Origin of the sequence: Kosmotoga olearia TBF 19.5.1, assembly GCF_000023325.1 — a bacterium.
Lineage (GTDB): Bacteria > Thermotogota > Thermotogae > Petrotogales > Kosmotogaceae > Kosmotoga > Kosmotoga olearia.
The window spans coordinates 2,039,590-2,055,692 of record NC_012785.1 but is presented as its reverse complement, the minus strand read 5'-3'; the positions used below and the strand labels follow the sequence as shown (position 1 = coordinate 2,055,692).

The window sequence follows — 16,103 nt, the reverse complement described above, 5'->3', positions numbered from 1 at the left end:
TCAAATGACTTTCCCGAGGTGATACAGTTGCTTTCTTCTTTTGGAATCGTTCTGGTGGTCATATTGGACCAGCTATCAAAACGTATTGTGGAAAACAGCATGAATTATTTCCAGCGTATAGACATTCTGGGAAAAATTCTCGGATTCCGTTACGTTCACAACAGGGGTGTCGCTTTTGGAATGTTCAGCGGAGTAGAGGGGATCCTTATTGCCTCAATTTCTACCACAATTATCATTGGTCTTCTCATATTCGGGGTTATTTTCAAAAACAGACTTTCGAAAATAGAGCAATTTTTCTTCGGGATGATCATTGGTGGTGCTCTTGGAAACCTGATAGATCGCCTGAGACTTGGTTATGTTGTTGATTTTATAGAACTCCCGTACTGGCCTGTTTTTAATGTGGCCGATACGTCTATCGTTCTTGGAACAATTCTTCTTTTGTTCCTATACTATCGGAGGGAACACAGTGCCAGAAGAACAGATTGTAACCAATCGTGAAGACGGATGGCGACTGGATAAATTTCTCTCTGAAAAGGCTCCTCAATGGGTTTCACGTACCGCAATTCAACGACATATAAAAGATGGAGGAGTTCTAGTAAACGGGGAGAAAAAAAAGGCCAGTTATCGTGTGAAAAGCGGCGACATCGTGACTTATACATTTCCAGAAAAAGTTGAACCCGGTACTGTGGAACCCGAAAACATCCCTCTAAATATAATCTACGAAGATCACGACATCATTGTCGTAAACAAACCTCCGGATATGATAGTGCACCCCGTTCACAATAAAACCTCTGGAACACTCGTCAACGCTCTTTTGAATTATTGTAATGATTTACAGGGTATTGGCGGAATTATGAGACCAGGTATTGTTCACAGATTGGATAAGGAAACGAGCGGGGTTATAGTTGTTGCAAAAAACGACCGAGCACATAATTCTCTTGTACAACAGTTCAAAGCACGAACGACAGAAAAATATTACCTCGCAATAGCCAGAGGAAAAACACCCCTTCAGGGAGAAATAAACTTCTCTCTAGCACGTCATCCAGTTAACCGATTAAAAATGACTGTTTCAGCCACAGGCAAGGAATCTCACACGCTCTTCAAAACGATCACCTATTTCGGAAATATAGCCTCTCTGGTTCTTGCAAAGCCCAAAACAGGAAGAACACATCAGATCAGGGTGCATTTTAAAGAAATAGGCCATCCTTTACTCGGTGATAAATTGTATGGAAGACACAAAGACGATATTATACTTGGGGCAGAAAGGCACATGCTCCATGCCTTGCAGATATCTATCCACCATCCCCGGACAGGGGAAAAAATGACCTTTGTCGCACGCGTTCCAGAAGATATGCTAAAGGTCATCAGAAACCTTTTTGAGTTAAGGAGAAAACAATTATGAGGGTCGCTTTTGTTGTCACCTCTCATGAGCTTTACGCTTCTATTCTGAATCCTAAAGAAACGGCATTTGCTCTCAAAAAAGAAGGATACGATACTTGTATACTCATAGATTCCTCCCTATCCTCATCGATTCTCTGGTTCAGAATGCTCAAAGAACAGGGGATTAATGTTATTCCTGGACTAAAAAAGGAAACCAGGTATTACATCCCGACGTCGTCTCAAGGTTTCTTACAACTAATAGCTCTGGAAAATGAACTGACAGATTCTCCAGAAGATGTGGTGGTCATCGAGGGAGTACCCAAGAATCTGGATGAGACTTCGGAGATTCCTGTATGGGAAAGCAGGTATGTGGATCCCAGGCAAAAAAACCTCTTTAAAATATATATTTCACTTGGAGAAAAAAATATCCCCGAAGCGGATTACCATCTTCTAACCGAAGAAGAATACAAAAAAATCATCCAACCGAATATCGGCGTTCTAGAATCGGCACTAAAAGAACCTTTTGAATTACCCAGATTCAAACATAAAATTCCAGTTCACACCACAATAGAAGAACTAAGGGCACTTGCCATTGAAGGCCTTAAAGAGGCTGGAATAACAGATAAGAAATATCTCGAAAGACTTGATAAGGAACTCAAAATAGTTCAGGACAAAGGATTTCAGGATTATTTTCTTCTTATTGCTGAAATAGTCAAGCTGGCAAAAAGTATCGGGTGCTGGGTAGGGCCCGGAAGAGGTTCTGCCGTTGGTTCATTACTCGTTAGAGCCCTTGGAATCACGGCTGTAGATCCTCTGAAATACGATCTTTACTTTGAAAGGTTCTTGAATCCAGCAAGGGAAGATTTCCCCGATATAGACCTCGATGTTGAAGATGAAAAAAGGCCAGAGTTGATTCATAAAATCACTGAACATTTCTCCAGTGAAAAGGTCTGCCTTATACAAACCATGGGGACCTTTTCTTTCAGGTCCGCCGCAAGAGCCCTCGCAAGAAAGATGAAAGTCTCCGAATCGGAAATTCGCAACCTTATCTCCTGGAGCAGAAATGGAAAATTTCTGCCATCTTCTCTGTCAAAAGATAAACGCATGACTTCAATCTTCAAATTCGCAAACCAGCTATCAGGACTTTATAGCACTCTTTCGGTACATGCAGCCGGGATAATACTTTCAGAAGAAGATCTGAGAACCATCATTCCCCTCAGGAAAAGCGATGAAATATACATATCGCAATGGGACATGAAATCCCTCGAATATCTGGGATTTCAAAAGGTTGATTTACTGGGATTGAGAAATCTTTCCCTCTTAAGAAAATTATGCGAAGGAAAAGAACCATGGAACAAAAATCCCGATAACAGAAAAAGTTTCGCCATTCTTTCCCGGGGTTACACCACGGGAATCTTCCAGATTGAAGGTAATGAAGCAACAGCAATAATAAAAAAGATTTCTCCTGAAAACCTCGAGGACCTCGCAATTGGAATTGCCCTGAACAGACCCGGCCCTATATCCTCCGGGATAACAAGAGAATACATAAGACGAAGACGTTTCTTGAAGGCAATTGGAAATTACACAGCCGGAGAGCACATTGCTTCTCTGGAAGATACATTGGGATTGCTCATATTCCAGGAGCAGGTAATAAGACTGGCCATTTCTGAACTGAAGCTCAAACCAGAAGAAGGTGAACTTCTTCGTAGAGCGTTATCTAAAAAAGATACCGAAACCATTGAAAAGCTCGCTGAAGTTGTTCAAGAAAGAAGTCCGGAAAATTCTGAAAAAATAAGCAAATATCTTGAGTTTCTGAGGGATTTCTCTGGATACAGCTTCAACAAGTCCCATAGCATCGCTTATTCATTGTTATCCTATTGGATCGCTTATCATAAGGCAAATAATCCCGTACTCTTCTACAAACTTCTGATCCCGTTGATGGATAGTGGTTCTCGACTACGTGCGGCGGCAGAGGCCCGGGAATTGGGACTCAAGTTCTCAATTTTTAACCCTGGAAATAGAAACAACATAATCCTTGTACCGGGTGATTTCAGACCATCTCTAACAAAGATAGATACCTCCAAACCACCCAAGGAGGAAAACTTCTTTGCTTACGTACGAAAAAATCGTAATTATCTCACTGCCGCTGATCTCGAATTCTTAATAAAAACAGGATTCTTTGATCAATACGGAAGCAGGATCAAGCTGCTCAAAGACATAAACAATGCCCTTTCCGGCGTTGATCCTGACCTGAAATCCGTTCTGAAAGTCTTTGGGTACAAGGAGGAAGAAATAACTGAAGAAATGGAGTCACTGGTTGAAAAAGCTGCCATGGAATTTGAAACCTTCGGATTCAACCTTACGGAATTTGAGGTAGAACTTGATGAAAAAAACAAAGATTTCGTTGACGGAACATTGACTTCCTTGGTTGCTGGCTCTTGCACAGGAATTGCTGCTTTCGTTGCGATAAATGCTAGCGGAAAAAAATTCATAACCGATGGGCGAACCCTTCTTCCAGTAAAATTTCGCGTTCCAGAAAAAGGCTTCGTGGTTTTCAAAAAGGGACATTTTGGAGAAAAATCGATTTTTAGTGAAATACATACAGTAACGAGGATAATAAACGGACCGGTACCTATAGACCATCTTGAAAAAGCATCCGAAAAAAACACACTCATCATTGACACAGGCAAAAAAATAAAACTACATGGTATGAAAACCAGAGATTTTGAAGTTGATGAAATAGTCATTGGAGGTGAATCATGAGAGTTTACATAGTCAGACATGGCTCAACAGAATGGAATCTTACCGGGAAATGGCAGGGAAGCTCTGACGTTCCTCTAAGCGCTATCGGTATAAGAGACGCCACCCTGACAGCAAATTTTCTGGCAGACAAGGTTGAATCGATAGAAGCCATATATTCCAGCGATCTTTCCAGAGCAGCAGAAACCGCGGAGATAATTGGTGAACGCTTCGGAAAACCCCCTATAAAAATGAAGGAACTGAGAGAATGTAGAATGGATCTCTGGAGCGGACTGAAGATTGAAGAGATACTTGAAAAATATGGTAAAGAATTTCAGGAATGGCGAACAAATCCTGATGCTGAGATCCCGGACACAGAATCGCTAAATCAGGTACAGAAAAGAGCTGTTCGGGCTTTCAAGACAATTACTTCTTCTTTGTCTGACGAAAGCAATATAATCATCGTTTCTCATGCATTGTGGATAAGGCTGCTTCTCTGCAGGGTTCTTAACATACCTATCCAACAACACAGAAAATTCAATCTCTGGAATTGTTCTGTTACCATATTAGATTACGATTCGCGCTTTGGCTGGGTAGTTGATACCCTCAACTACTATTTCCACCTCGAAGTGGATACTAAAAAAGCCATCGAAAACAGGTAACATGAAGCTTCACGTTCATTTTATACCATACGAAGAAATCACCGCGCCTGTTGCGGTAGTCATCGACGTTTTAAGGGCAACCAGCAGTATTGCTGTTGCTCTAGCGTCAGGAGTTGAAAAAATATACATCGCTGGCGATCTTTCAGAAGCTGCGGTATTTAAGAAACTTCATCCAAAGGCTTACCTGGCTGGCGAAAGAAACAGCGTTAAAATAAAGGGCTTTGACTTTGGGAATTCACCGCTGGAGTTTCTAAAACTAAAGAAGGGTAGCGAGTTAATACTGACTACCTCAAACGGTACAACTGCTATCAAAAAAAGTATGCAATCAGAAAGACTCTTTACAGCCTCATTTCTAAATGCAGGAATAGTGGTAAATAAAATACTGGAACTAGGTGAAGACACGCAACTTATCTGCGCAGGATCCGATGGTCATCCTTCACTCGAAGACACTCTTTGTGCAGGATACATTGTCAACGAGGTCTCTCATGTTTCGGAACTCACAGATGCCGCTAAAATCGCATTAAACCTTTACCTTAGGAACTCTGAAAGAATAGAACAAGTACTGTCTCAGGATTCTTCCCATGGTACCAGATTGGTTTCTATTGGATTTGAAAAAGACGTTGCCTTTTGTGCTAAAATTAATGTGTTTAATGTTTTACCAACTCTGGTTGATGGGGCACTAACGAAAGGAGAATAGAAATTGCGCGCAGTTTCCGCTGCTTTTTTTATTGCGGCTATTGTTGCCTTCCTGATCAGCCTTATATATTTTGAGCTAGGAACGCGAAGTATGAGAAAAGGCAAAAAGCCGAAGAGCTATGACAAAAAAGGATTTAGATTTTTGGCAATCGCTGGTATATTTGCTGGTATTTCTTTTCTGATAGCATTTATATTATGACGGTCTAAGGGGGTTAGACTATGGAAAGAAAGATCGCGTTGGAGGAAATCGTATCAAAGCTTCCAGGTGTCAGAGGAGCAAAGGTGCTTATAGACAGCGACGGAGAACCAAAAGAAATTCACATTCTGGCGGATATTAAGAAGCCTGCAAAACAGCTCGTTAGAGATGTTGAAACGGCTATTTATGCTGCTTCTGGAATTAGAATTGACAGAAAGATAGTTAGTGTTGCACAAATAGCAGCAGATGAGGATGAGGGTCTTGCCTCCCATTATGAGAGTACCGATGTAATTCCTTCCGCAAGGTTCAATTTGATTTCAGTAAGAATAGAGACAAATCGAAGAAAACTTACGATAACCGTGACTGTGGATGATGATGGAAAGGTACTAACTGGAAGTTCTATTGTAGATATAGATGACGATGAAAAGTACATAGCAGCGGTGGAAGCCACCGTGGCAGCGATAAGAGAGTCAATTCCCAGCTTCAGGGTTGAGGTTATCGAACGCATTCAATATGGTCTCAACGACATTCTTCTTGTTGTCTGCTCCGCGATAATCAAAGGCAGACGCAGAAAAGAAGCAGGAGCAAGGCTCTTCAGGAAGGATAGCTTCAATGACGTTGTCCTTGTTATATTGGATACATTGAATAGAATGTAGCTCAAAACCTGGAGGTGCCAAGATTGAAATTTTCAAACTCCATTACCTCTGTTTCACCATCCGTTACCCTCGAATTCAATCAGAAAGCCCTCGAAATGCTTTCAAAGGGTGAAGATGTGGTAAAGCTCACGGCTGGCGAGCCAGATTTTCCAACCCCTAAACCTATAATAGAAGCTGCCGTTGAAGCCATGCGAGAAGGTAAAACCAAATACACCAACGCTTCTGGAATACCTCTTTTGAGAGAAAAAATCTCTGAAAAACTGCGTGTGGAAAACCATCTGAATTATTCTCCAGACGAAATTATTGTAACCAACGGTGGAAAACAGGCTCTTTACAACACACTTTCAGCAATACTGAACCCGGGAGACGAAGTGATTCTCTTTGCTCCTGCCTGGGTTAGTTATGGTGCACAGGTTAAAATGTGCGGAGGAATTCCTATCTTTGTAGGGACAAAAATGGAAGATGATTTCTTGCCGAAAATCAAAGACATAGAAAAAGCGATTTCGCCTCGCACCAGGGCTATGATTATAAATTCTCCAAACAACCCGACCGGAACAATGTATCCAGAGAGTCTTCTTACAGAACTGGCGAATCTTGCAAAATCCCAGGATATATTCGTCATTTCAGATGAAGTATACGAAAAACTTTCCTTCGATGAAAAGCACTTCAGTATCGCTTCTATCGAAGGAATGAAAGACCGTGCAGCAGTGATAAATGCTTTTTCAAAAGCCTATGCTATGACTGGGTGGAGGATTGGTTATGTGGCTGCTCCACACTCCCTCGCAAAACAGATAGCTAAGATTCAGAGCCATCTTTCTTCCAATGTGAATACCATGACTCAATATGCCGCTGTAAAAGCTTTCGGGGTCGACATAAGTGAAATGCTTGAAGAATTCATAAAGAGAAGGGAATACGTAGAAACTCGGTTGAAAAAAATAGGCGTGCCCTTCTCTCATCCTAAAGGAGCATTTTACTTTTTTATTGACATAAGAGATTATTTGACTGAAACGTACCCGGACTCCCTGAGCTTCGCTATTGCCCTTCTTGAGAAAGCCAAAGTGGGAATGATCCCCGGTAGCGCTTTCAACGCCGAAGGATTTATAAGGCTTTCTTATGCGAGCTCAATTGAAACACTGAAAAAAGGGCTGGATAGGTTCGAAGGTTTTTTGAAAAAATCTGATAGATAAATATTAAACCTATTTGTTCATCTTCCCATCCATCTGAGGCCCCATTTAAAATCTTCAGAAACAAATCTGACGCTGGAGAACTCTGATTTAGCCAATTGATCCAACATGGAGTTCAGTGCACTTCTGAAAGCAGGCTGGTTGTTTCCGGTTTCAATTTCCATAAGGCATTCCACAATGGCTGCCAGCAGATCCGCTGATCTTACCATTTCTCCCTCTTTTCCAGCAAAAGGATCTAATATTCTGGGCTTTAGTTTTTTCACAAGTTCAGAATCCATTGAATCAAAGATCCTTTGATTAACCATATGTTCCTCAACCCTGGATATAACTTCCTCAAATCCTGGAACTTTTTTCTTCGTTGGAGTTATGATGTCGCCGGTAACACTTTCAGGAATATCATGAAACAACGTCCTTTTAACCACCTCAACCAGGTCCACCGAATTTCCGTTCTGGTTCTCCGTGTAAGCAAGCAGAAAACCTGAAATTGCCACATAGAAAGAATGTCCCGCAACGGTTGTTTTCACGTTTCTGTTGAGCCTGTTCCACCTAACAGCACTCAGTAACACAATCAACGCACGTCTATAATTCTCGAACCAGTCACTGTTTACCAATGCCTTATACGGCTGGAAATCATTGAATTCTTTCAGTGTTTCTTTTAGCCTTCTCAAAGGTTCTTCATAAAATTCAGGGAAGAAACGCGAGTGAATCTCCGCTTCGAGCTTTGCAGATAACAAATCTGCCACGGTGATTATCCTGCCTTCAGGAGATTCGTCCCTGGCGTTCAGAATTGTCTCTGAAAAATCTTTTTTTGTTTTTTCTGGTAAAATAGAAACGACCTCTTCAACAGCGGTGCTGAAAACAGCGTCCCATTTTTCTGGAGCAAATTCCTTTATAAGAACTTTCGTATCCACAGAAATATCCGAGAGCACACATTTAGGAAGTTCTTTTAAAAGAATCCTTTTTAAAAGGTTTTGTTCGTTGATTTTTTCACCGCCAAGGTTGGCGAGTTCTGACATCAGAAGGGAGAACTGAGCAGAAATGAAGGCATTCTGGGCCTCGTTGGTTCTCATTATCGTTGGTAGATTGTTCCAGCGATACATTGTAAATAAGTTGGTCGAAAGTTCTAATAGTTTTACTATCCACTGATACATGTTTTTAACCCTTCCTTCCGTTTTTTCCTTGAACCCCGCTACTGGATTATTGTATCATATCAAAGAAATATAAAGGAAAAGAGGCGAGAATATGTTTGTGAAGAAATGGATAAATCGTGCATACCCAACCTTTAACAAGAAGGATACTGTCGGTAAAGTTCTTGAAGAATGCGAAACTTACGAGGTTGCCGTCGTTGTTGCTCACGATGACGAAGGAAAACTCGCGGGAATGACCAGGGCCAGTAAACTAATGAATGAAGACCCTGGAAAACCAATAAAGGAACTTCTTGAAGAACCAGCTTATTACTGTTACGCTGAAGACTACATCGAAGATGCTATCTTGCTGCTAATTGAGAGCCACGATTTCGTGATTCCAGTTGTTTCACATGATATGAAACTGAAGGGGGTCCTCACTGTTTTCGATATTCTTGAAGCCTTAATGGAGTTCACTGCAATGGATCAAAAAGGATCAAGAATCTCCCTCCTCCTTGACGACAAACCAGGGGTTTTGAAAAAAGTTGTTGATGTTCTGGCTGAAAAAGAGATCAACATCTTGTCCATAGTTACCTCTCCAGAAGGCGAATCTAAGAAAAGAGTCATAATTCGAACCGATGAAACAAATTTGAAAGAGATAGTTGAAGTTCTTCAAAGCAACAATATAAGCTTCGAAACGGTAACAGAAGAGGAGGGATTCTGTGCTTGAGTTATGGAAATATACATTCCTCGGTATCGTTCAAGGGCTCACCGAGTTTTTGCCCGTTTCTTCTTCTGGTCATCTTACAGTCATTTCAAAACTGATGAATCTTAATTTAGAAACGGAAACTCTCAAAGCTTTTTTTGCACTACTACATCTCGCCACTTTTTTTGCTGTTTTGTTTTTCACATACAAAGATGTCTGGAAAATAATCAGTGGTGTATTCAAGAAAAATGAACAACGTACTGCCTGGAAAATGATCGCATTGCTGTTGTTTGCCACACTTCCGGCGGTTGTTGTGGGATTAGGTTTCGAAAGTCAGATCGACAAAGCTTTTTCTGGTATCGTCTTTCCGGCATTGATGCTTCTGGTAACTGCCTTTTTCCTTATATTAGCTGACAGATTCAACGGCAACAAAAAGATCCTCGATTTAACGATTTACACCGCATTGATGATAGGTCTTTTTCAAGCAGTTGCTATTCTTCCCGGAATATCCAGAAGTGGTATGACCGTTTTCGCAGCCCTTCTTTTTGGACTTTCAAGAGAAGATTCTGTAAGGTTTTCTTTTCTTATGAGCCTGCCTGTAACCTTTGGGGCAGGAATTATTGAACTTTCAAAGGTATCAACTGAAACTCCCTACGCAATCTCTGGATTCATTGCCGCTTTCTTTGCGGGCATTGTAGGATTATGGCTTCTGAAAAAATTCGTTCTACACGGGAAACTGCGAGGTTTTGCCTTTTACTGTATAATTGTTTCGTTGATTGTTTTATCAATATCGGGAGGGATTTAGGTGCGCTTCGATTTACTGTTTGCTGGGAGTTCCGTCTATGTTCCCGGTAAGATCGATGCACCATCTAGTTCTGCCGCATTGCTGCGCGATGATGAAAAAACAGTGATAGTCGATCCAGGTGGTTATCCTTCTCTGAAAGAGCTTGAAACCGCACTAAACAGACTTGGAGTGTCTCCCGATGAGGTTACTGACATAATACTCACACATTTTCATCTCGATCACGCTTTTAATTCGATTTTCTTCCCAAATGCCACCGTTCACCTTCACAAAAATTACGCCACAAGAAAATACATCGCTTTTGGAACGATAATCGGAAGGATGTACGATAAAGTCATGAAAAGCTGGAAGAGGGTTTCCACCTTTGAATCTGGCAAACTTTGGGACTGTATAGAGATCATTGAGACACCGTACCACTCAAGAGAGCATGTTTCTTTACTTGTTGAGACTGATAATGCAGGTACCGTCTTATTCACTGGCGATATCTGTGATAGACAGTTCCATTATCACGAAATGCGAAAAGGCATGCGAAAAGATGAAGCCGCTAAGATAATGCTTGAGTTATTTGAAAAAGCCGATGTGGTTGTCTTCTCGCATGATTTTCCTTTATTCAAGAATAGGAGTGATGGATAGTGAAAATCCTGTTCGTTTCATACGAGGTCTATCCTTTAGCTAAAGTTGGCGGACTTGCTGATGTTGCAGGCTCATTGCCTAAGTATCTGGAAAAAGAAGGTGTAAGTGTACAGATAGCTATGCCCTTCCACAAAAAAGTGAAAGCTGACAATATAGAAAACACAGGAATTGTAATAACTACAAAACACCTGCCGGAGAAATACAGTTTTGAAATTTACAAAACCCCTCTTCCTGGAAGCGGCGTTCCTGTTTTCCTTTTCAAAAACGACCAGCTTATAGATTCCGACGAAGTTTATGAAGGAACAGATCTGGCACTTCAAGCCATCGCTTTCTCCGATGCTGTGGTGAAATTCGCTGAAACCCTGGAACCTGACCTGTTGCATGTTAACGACTGGCAACCGGCTTTAATTCCAGCTTACATCTCTGCATTTTACAACGGAAAACCAAAAACGCTGCTAACCATCCACAATCTTGGTTATCAGGGAGAATTCGATAAAAGTTATTTCTACAAAACCGGCTTGCCGGAAAAACTCTGGCAAGAAGGGAAAGCTGTAAAAAACGGTGCTTTTAATTTTCTGAAAACCGGAATCGTTACCGCAACCGCTATCAGTACAGTTAGTCCAACTTATGCGAAAGAAATTCAAACTCCGGAATATGGTGCTGGATTGGACGAAACCTTGAGAGCCTTAAGCGACAGGTTATTCGGTATTTTGAATGGGATCGATTATTCAGAATACAATCCCGCCACTGATAAGAGAATACCCGTGAACTTTGATATAAATTCACTGGAAAAGAAAAAAGAAAACAAGATAGCCTTACAGAAAGAACTCGGGCTTCCCGTAATCGATGTTCCTGTCATTGGTTTGATCTCCAGATTGGTCGAGCAAAAGGGATTCGATCTTATTGAAGCCGCTGCTGAAAAGATTCTAAGCAACGATCTTCAATTCGTTGTATTGGGAACAGGTGAGGAAAGATACGAAAGACTGTTCAAATCCCTGGGTGAAAGGTTCCCCGAAAAGGTCTCTGCAAACATTACCTTCAATGTAGATCTTGCTCAAAAGATCTACGCTGGAAGTGATATGTTTTTGATGCCGTCACGCTATGAACCCTGTGGCCTGGGGCAGATGTTCGCCATGAGATACGGAACGATTCCCGTAGTTCGCTTTACCGGTGGGCTTCGCGACACTGTAAAAGAATTCAACCCCGAAACGCTCGAAGGAAACGGATTTGGTTTTGAGGAATACAACCCAGACAAACTCTTAGAGGCTGTTGAAAAAGCTATCAAGATTTACGAAAACAAAACCCTGTGGAACCAACTGATGCTGAATGCAATGAATACCGATTGTTCCTGGGATAAATCCGCAAGAGAATACATAAAACTATACAAACATGTGTTGAATTCCGGGAGGGATATCTTGAATGCCTGAGCTCAGGAAAGATCCAATAATAAAAAGATGGGTAATTATAGCAACAGAAAGATCCAAAAGACCAAACGATTTTAAAAAACAACAGGATCAGAAAACCGAATCCGTTTTTTGCCCCTTTGATTACGGTAACGAACACACCACTCCACCGGAAATAATGGCTTTTCGTCCCGCAAACACTGAAAAAGATTCACCTGGATGGTGGGTGAGAGTGGTTTCAAATAAATTTCCGGCTCTCGATCCTAACTTAAAACCGGAAAAATTCGGTCACGGCATGTATGATGTCATGAGAGGATTTGGTGCACACGAAGTAATTATAGAAACACCAGAACACGATACCAGTATGGCGTTAATGCCTGAAAAACAGGTTCAGGAAGTTATCTGGGCATACCTGGAAAGGTTCAAGGCCCTTGAAAATGATCCTCGCATACGTTATGTCTTGATCTTCAAAAACCACGGTAAAGAAGCCGGAGCTTCTCTCCAGCACCCTCATAGCCAACTTATAGCAACCCCGATAATTCCCAAACGGGTTGTCGAGGAGCTGGAGGGAGCTCGCGACTATTTCGGGTTCAAGGAACGCTGTGTTTTTTGTGATATTGTTAATCAAGAACTGCTCGAAGGAACCCGTCTTGTGGAAGAGAATGATGATTTTGTGGCTTTTGAACCCTTCGCAGCAAGATTTCCATTCGAAACCTGGATACTTCCCAAAAAACACCAATATAATTTTGGAGATATAGATGAAAAAGAAGTTGAAAGCTTTGCTTCTATGCTAAAAAGAGTGCTTTATAGAATCTATAAGGCTCTGGACAACCCGCCTTATAATTTTATGCTCCACTCAGGATTTTCCGGTATAGAAGGAAAGAATTACTATCATTGGCACCTTGAAATAGTTCCACGATTGACCCGGGTTGCCGGATTCGAATGGGGTTCCGGATTCTATATAAATCCCGTTCCGCCAGAACACGCGGCAAAATACCTTCGAGAAGTCTCCATCGAGGAGGAATAGAAATGAAGATCAAAGTTGATAAAAAACTGATTTCTCACCTGGAAAATCTTGCAAAACTTGAACTAACGGATGAGGAACGAAAAAAACTCATGGAAGAACTGGAAAAGATCCTAAACTATATGTCGACTCTCGATGAAGTGAATGTTGATGATATCGAAGAAATGGTATCTCCTATAGAAAACTCAATGACTCCTCGGGAAGATAGAGCAAGAAAATTCGAACACATTGATTCCCTGATCGAGCTCTTCCCGAAAAAAGAAGGGCGATACCTTAAGGTACCCAAAATCTACTAATGGACGACATGTCTCTTAAAAAAGGAAAAGAATTTGAGGAAAGAGCAAGCAAGTTTCTCAAAAAGCAGGGTTACAAAATACTCGCAAGAAATGTTCGCTATTCTTTTGGAGAGCTGGACATAGTCGCAAGGAAAGGAAAGACACTAGTATTTGTGGAAGTTAAGGGCGGCAATCCGGATTTTCCACCACGAATGAGGGTTGACCGCGCAAAGTTAAGGCGTCTGGAACTTGCAGCTTACAAATACATAAAAGACTTTTCACCAAAATTCGAAGAATCCCGTCTTGACGTGATAGAGGTTTTATCCAACGGCGAGATAAATCATCTAAAAGGTGTTGGAAGGTGGTAGTAATATGATACGAACAGAAAAGGAAATACTTCAGGAATACCAGCGTTGGCTAGAAAATGCTTCGGCTGAACTTGTTCAGGAATTAAAGAGCCTTCCAGAAAACGAAATTAAAGAACGCTTTTTCAAAGATCTGGAATTTGGCACAGGAGGTATGCGCGGAAAAATCGGAGCTGGAACCAACAGGATGAACGTTCATACCGTTTCTCGTGCTACTTTAGGTTTTGCAGATTGGTTGCTATCTCAATACAGTGATCCATCCGTTGTTATCGCGTACGATACAAGAAAAATGTCGAAAGAATTTGCAGAAACCGCAGCAAATATTCTTTCAGGTAAGAAAATTCAGGTGTATCTATTTGAAGCCCCGGCTCCCACCCCTCTCCTGAGTTACTCTGTGAGAACTTTAAAATGTAGTGGAGGAATCGTTATAACCGCGAGTCACAACCCACCGGAATACAATGGATACAAAGTTTATACCCATGACGGTACACAGGCTGTTCCCAGATATGCTAATCAGATAATAACGAAAGTCAATGCCAATGACTTCTTCAATGATATACAAAAAGACTCATCATTGATCTCTCCAGTACCTGAAGATGTTATATCTTCATACACTGCTCATATAATTAACCTAATGGAAGAACTTTTCAGTGCAAAAGAAAGTCTTAAGGTTGTTTACACCCCTTTGCACGGTACGGGACGCGATTACGTAACAAAAGTTCTTGAAAAATTAGGACACGAGGTTATCAAAGTGGAAGAACAGTTCACTCACGATGGGAATTTTCCAACGGTGAAGTACCCCAACCCGGAGGATCCTGAGGCTTTTAAGTTAGCGCTAAGGTATGCCGGAAAAGAAGGCGCAGACCTTGTAATTGCAACCGATCCAGATGCTGATAGAATGGGTGTTGTATGCAAAACACGGGAAGGTTACAAAGCTTTGACTGGAAATCAGGTGGGGGTCATTTTCACCGCCTATCTGCTGGAAACTCTCAAGAACAAATTACCTGAAAAACCCTTTATAGTGAAAACCATTGTTACCACTGATATGGCCAAAACAATAGCTTCTAACTACAACGTTGAAACCCGTGAAACACTCACAGGATTCAAATTCATAGGAGAACTTATTGAGGAATCTATAATAAAGAAAACCGGGAACTTTATCTTTGGATTTGAAGAAAGCTATGGTTACCTCTATGGAATGCATGCAAGAGACAAGGATGCTGTTGTCGCTTCCGCATTGGTTGTAACCGTCGCAGCAGTTCTAAAAAAACGCGGGATCACCCTATGGCAGTATCTTGAGGAGCTCTATAGGCAATATGGCTATTACGACGAGAAACTCCTCAATTTCACTTACGAAGGAATTGAAGGGCTTGAAAAGATATCGAACATAATGAACTCTTTACGGGAGAAAACTCCGTCAGAAGTGGCGGGACACAGGCTCCTGAAATTTGAGGATTACTTAGAAGGGATTAAAGGGTTACCCAAATCCAACGTAATATCCTTAACCTTTGAAGAAGATTTGAAACTAATCGTCAGACCTTCTGGAACAGAACCAAAAATAAAATTTTATCTGATGACTAGAGGAAATTCTAAACAGGAAAGCACTCAAAAACTCCAGAAGCTCACAGATCTGGTAGAGAGGATTGTTGGAAGATGAACAGATACGCACACATTCTATACGATGATAATTCCTATTGTTCACCGAAAAGAGCCACCTTTGACTTTCGAACCAAAACGGGCCTGATGACAACCTGGTCTAAAGAACAGGCACAGGAGCTTTTAGAAAAGAAGTACTGGACATGCCTTAGCGCATATTCTCTCGAATGTTCTATAAGAAGAAAGATTACTTTTGAAAGGAAACACAGTGATGTCAATCTGTTGTATTTCAAATATTCAACAGAACTTCCCGAATCGGTTGAATCGTATTTCGATTTCGAAACGATCGAGACAATATCTAAGTTTTTCTCTTTAAGACAAATAACAGAAGATGTTTATACGATGCTGAAAGAATACGAAAGGGGCATCATGACTTTCGAGGAACATTTTTTCAGTAACTGGCTCATCAAAATCTTTGAAGAGTCAGAAGTCGAGGGAGATCGGAAATCCCTTGAAGTTTTTCTCATGAGGTATGTGGAGATTTTTGTAACCAAAATACTGTGGAACACCTACGGAGGGGATTTGAACCGTTTGAGAAAGGATTTATCCGCCATAGTTTACACCTATACCGAAATGAAGGATTTCTTTGAAGGGGTCTGAGG

General features: G+C 41.2%; 18 protein-coding genes. 17 read left to right on the top strand and 1 reads right to left on the bottom strand.

Going from position 1 to position 16,103, the window contains the following annotated elements; genetic code table 11:
• Positions 1-27: 27 nt before the first annotated feature.
• Genes lspA through aspC form a run of 8 tightly spaced genes read left to right on the top strand, consistent with a single transcriptional unit; the run spans position 28 to position 7,516 of the window.
• Entirely contained in the window at positions 28-498 is a 471-nt protein-coding gene (gene lspA / locus KOLE_RS09770; protein ID WP_015869258.1) for a signal peptidase II, read from the top strand.
• Complete coding sequence (locus KOLE_RS09765; RefSeq protein ID WP_015869257.1) at positions 467-1,402, top strand: RluA family pseudouridine synthase; 936 nt, start codon at positions 467-469, stop codon at positions 1,400-1,402. The genes lspA and KOLE_RS09765 overlap by 32 nt, the downstream gene beginning before the upstream one ends.
• Complete coding sequence (locus KOLE_RS09760) at positions 1,399-4,143, top strand: DNA polymerase III subunit alpha (protein WP_015869256.1); 2,745 nt, start codon at positions 1,399-1,401, stop codon at positions 4,141-4,143. Before KOLE_RS09765 ends, KOLE_RS09760 begins: the two co-directional genes overlap by 4 nt.
• Positions 4,140-4,781 carry a histidine phosphatase family protein gene (locus tag KOLE_RS09755; RefSeq protein WP_015869255.1) on the top strand — a complete coding sequence of 214 codons (642 nt, stop codon included), beginning with the start codon at positions 4,140-4,142 and terminating at the stop codon, positions 4,779-4,781. Before KOLE_RS09760 ends, KOLE_RS09755 begins: the two co-directional genes overlap by 4 nt.
• Before the next feature lies 1 nt (position 4,782).
• Positions 4,783-5,478, top strand: a complete 696-nt coding sequence (locus tag KOLE_RS09750; RefSeq protein WP_015869254.1) for a 2-phosphosulfolactate phosphatase — start codon at positions 4,783-4,785, stop codon at positions 5,476-5,478.
• A gap of 3 nt (positions 5,479-5,481) precedes the next feature.
• Complete coding sequence (locus KOLE_RS09745) at positions 5,482-5,676, top strand: hypothetical protein (RefSeq protein ID WP_015869253.1); 195 nt, start codon at positions 5,482-5,484, stop codon at positions 5,674-5,676.
• 20 nt (positions 5,677-5,696) lie between these two features.
• Positions 5,697-6,329 carry a hypothetical protein gene (locus KOLE_RS09740; RefSeq protein ID WP_015869252.1) on the top strand — a complete coding sequence of 211 codons (633 nt, stop codon included), beginning with the start codon at positions 5,697-5,699 and terminating at the stop codon, positions 6,327-6,329.
• 23 nt (positions 6,330-6,352) lie between these two features.
• Positions 6,353-7,516 (top strand): aspartate aminotransferase, encoded by a 1,164-nt coding sequence (gene aspC, locus KOLE_RS09735; RefSeq protein WP_015869251.1) that lies wholly within the window; start codon positions 6,353-6,355, stop codon positions 7,514-7,516.
• Between the two features lie 17 nt (positions 7,517-7,533).
• Here aspC and KOLE_RS09730 read toward each other — a convergent pair whose 3' ends face one another.
• Complete coding sequence (locus tag KOLE_RS09730; RefSeq protein ID WP_015869250.1) at positions 7,534-8,664, bottom strand: YfbR-like 5'-deoxynucleotidase; 1,131 nt, start codon at positions 8,662-8,664, stop codon at positions 7,534-7,536.
• Positions 8,665-8,755: 91 nt separating this feature from the next.
• Here KOLE_RS09730 and KOLE_RS09725 point away from each other — a divergent pair, with 91 nt between their 5' ends.
• Genes KOLE_RS09725 through KOLE_RS09685 form a run of 9 tightly spaced genes read left to right on the top strand, consistent with a single transcriptional unit; the run spans position 8,756 to position 16,101 of the window.
• Positions 8,756-9,367, top strand: coding sequence for a CBS domain-containing protein (locus tag KOLE_RS09725; RefSeq protein ID WP_015869249.1), 612 nt, complete (start codon positions 8,756-8,758; stop codon positions 9,365-9,367).
• Positions 9,360-10,148, top strand: coding sequence for an undecaprenyl-diphosphate phosphatase (locus KOLE_RS09720; RefSeq protein WP_015869248.1), 789 nt, complete (start codon positions 9,360-9,362; stop codon positions 10,146-10,148). The genes KOLE_RS09725 and KOLE_RS09720 overlap by 8 nt, the downstream gene beginning before the upstream one ends.
• Positions 10,149-10,778 (top strand): MBL fold metallo-hydrolase, encoded by a 630-nt coding sequence (locus KOLE_RS09715; RefSeq protein ID WP_015869247.1) that lies wholly within the window; start codon positions 10,149-10,151, stop codon positions 10,776-10,778.
• Complete coding sequence (locus KOLE_RS09710) at positions 10,778-12,205, top strand: glycogen synthase (protein ID WP_015869246.1); 1,428 nt, start codon at positions 10,778-10,780, stop codon at positions 12,203-12,205. The genes KOLE_RS09715 and KOLE_RS09710 overlap by 1 nt, the downstream gene beginning before the upstream one ends.
• Positions 12,198-13,208 (top strand): galactose-1-phosphate uridylyltransferase, encoded by a 1,011-nt coding sequence (gene galT, locus KOLE_RS09705; protein WP_015869245.1) that lies wholly within the window; start codon positions 12,198-12,200, stop codon positions 13,206-13,208. The genes KOLE_RS09710 and galT overlap by 8 nt, the downstream gene beginning before the upstream one ends.
• 2 nt (positions 13,209-13,210) lie before the next feature.
• Positions 13,211-13,501: an Asp-tRNA(Asn)/Glu-tRNA(Gln) amidotransferase subunit GatC gene (gene gatC, locus KOLE_RS09700; protein ID WP_015869244.1), complete on the top strand. Its 291-nt coding sequence runs from the start codon at positions 13,211-13,213 to the stop codon at positions 13,499-13,501.
• Positions 13,502-13,509: 8 nt separating this feature from the next.
• Positions 13,510-13,848: a YraN family protein gene (locus tag KOLE_RS09695; protein WP_041289032.1), complete on the top strand. Its 339-nt coding sequence runs from the start codon at positions 13,510-13,512 to the stop codon at positions 13,846-13,848.
• A gap of 4 nt (positions 13,849-13,852) precedes the next feature.
• Positions 13,853-15,502 (top strand): phospho-sugar mutase, encoded by a 1,650-nt coding sequence (locus KOLE_RS09690; protein WP_015869242.1) that lies wholly within the window; start codon positions 13,853-13,855, stop codon positions 15,500-15,502.
• Positions 15,499-16,101, top strand: coding sequence for a hypothetical protein (locus KOLE_RS09685; RefSeq protein ID WP_015869241.1), 603 nt, complete (start codon positions 15,499-15,501; stop codon positions 16,099-16,101). The genes KOLE_RS09690 and KOLE_RS09685 overlap by 4 nt, the downstream gene beginning before the upstream one ends.
• The last annotated feature ends 2 nt before the right edge of the window (positions 16,102-16,103 follow it).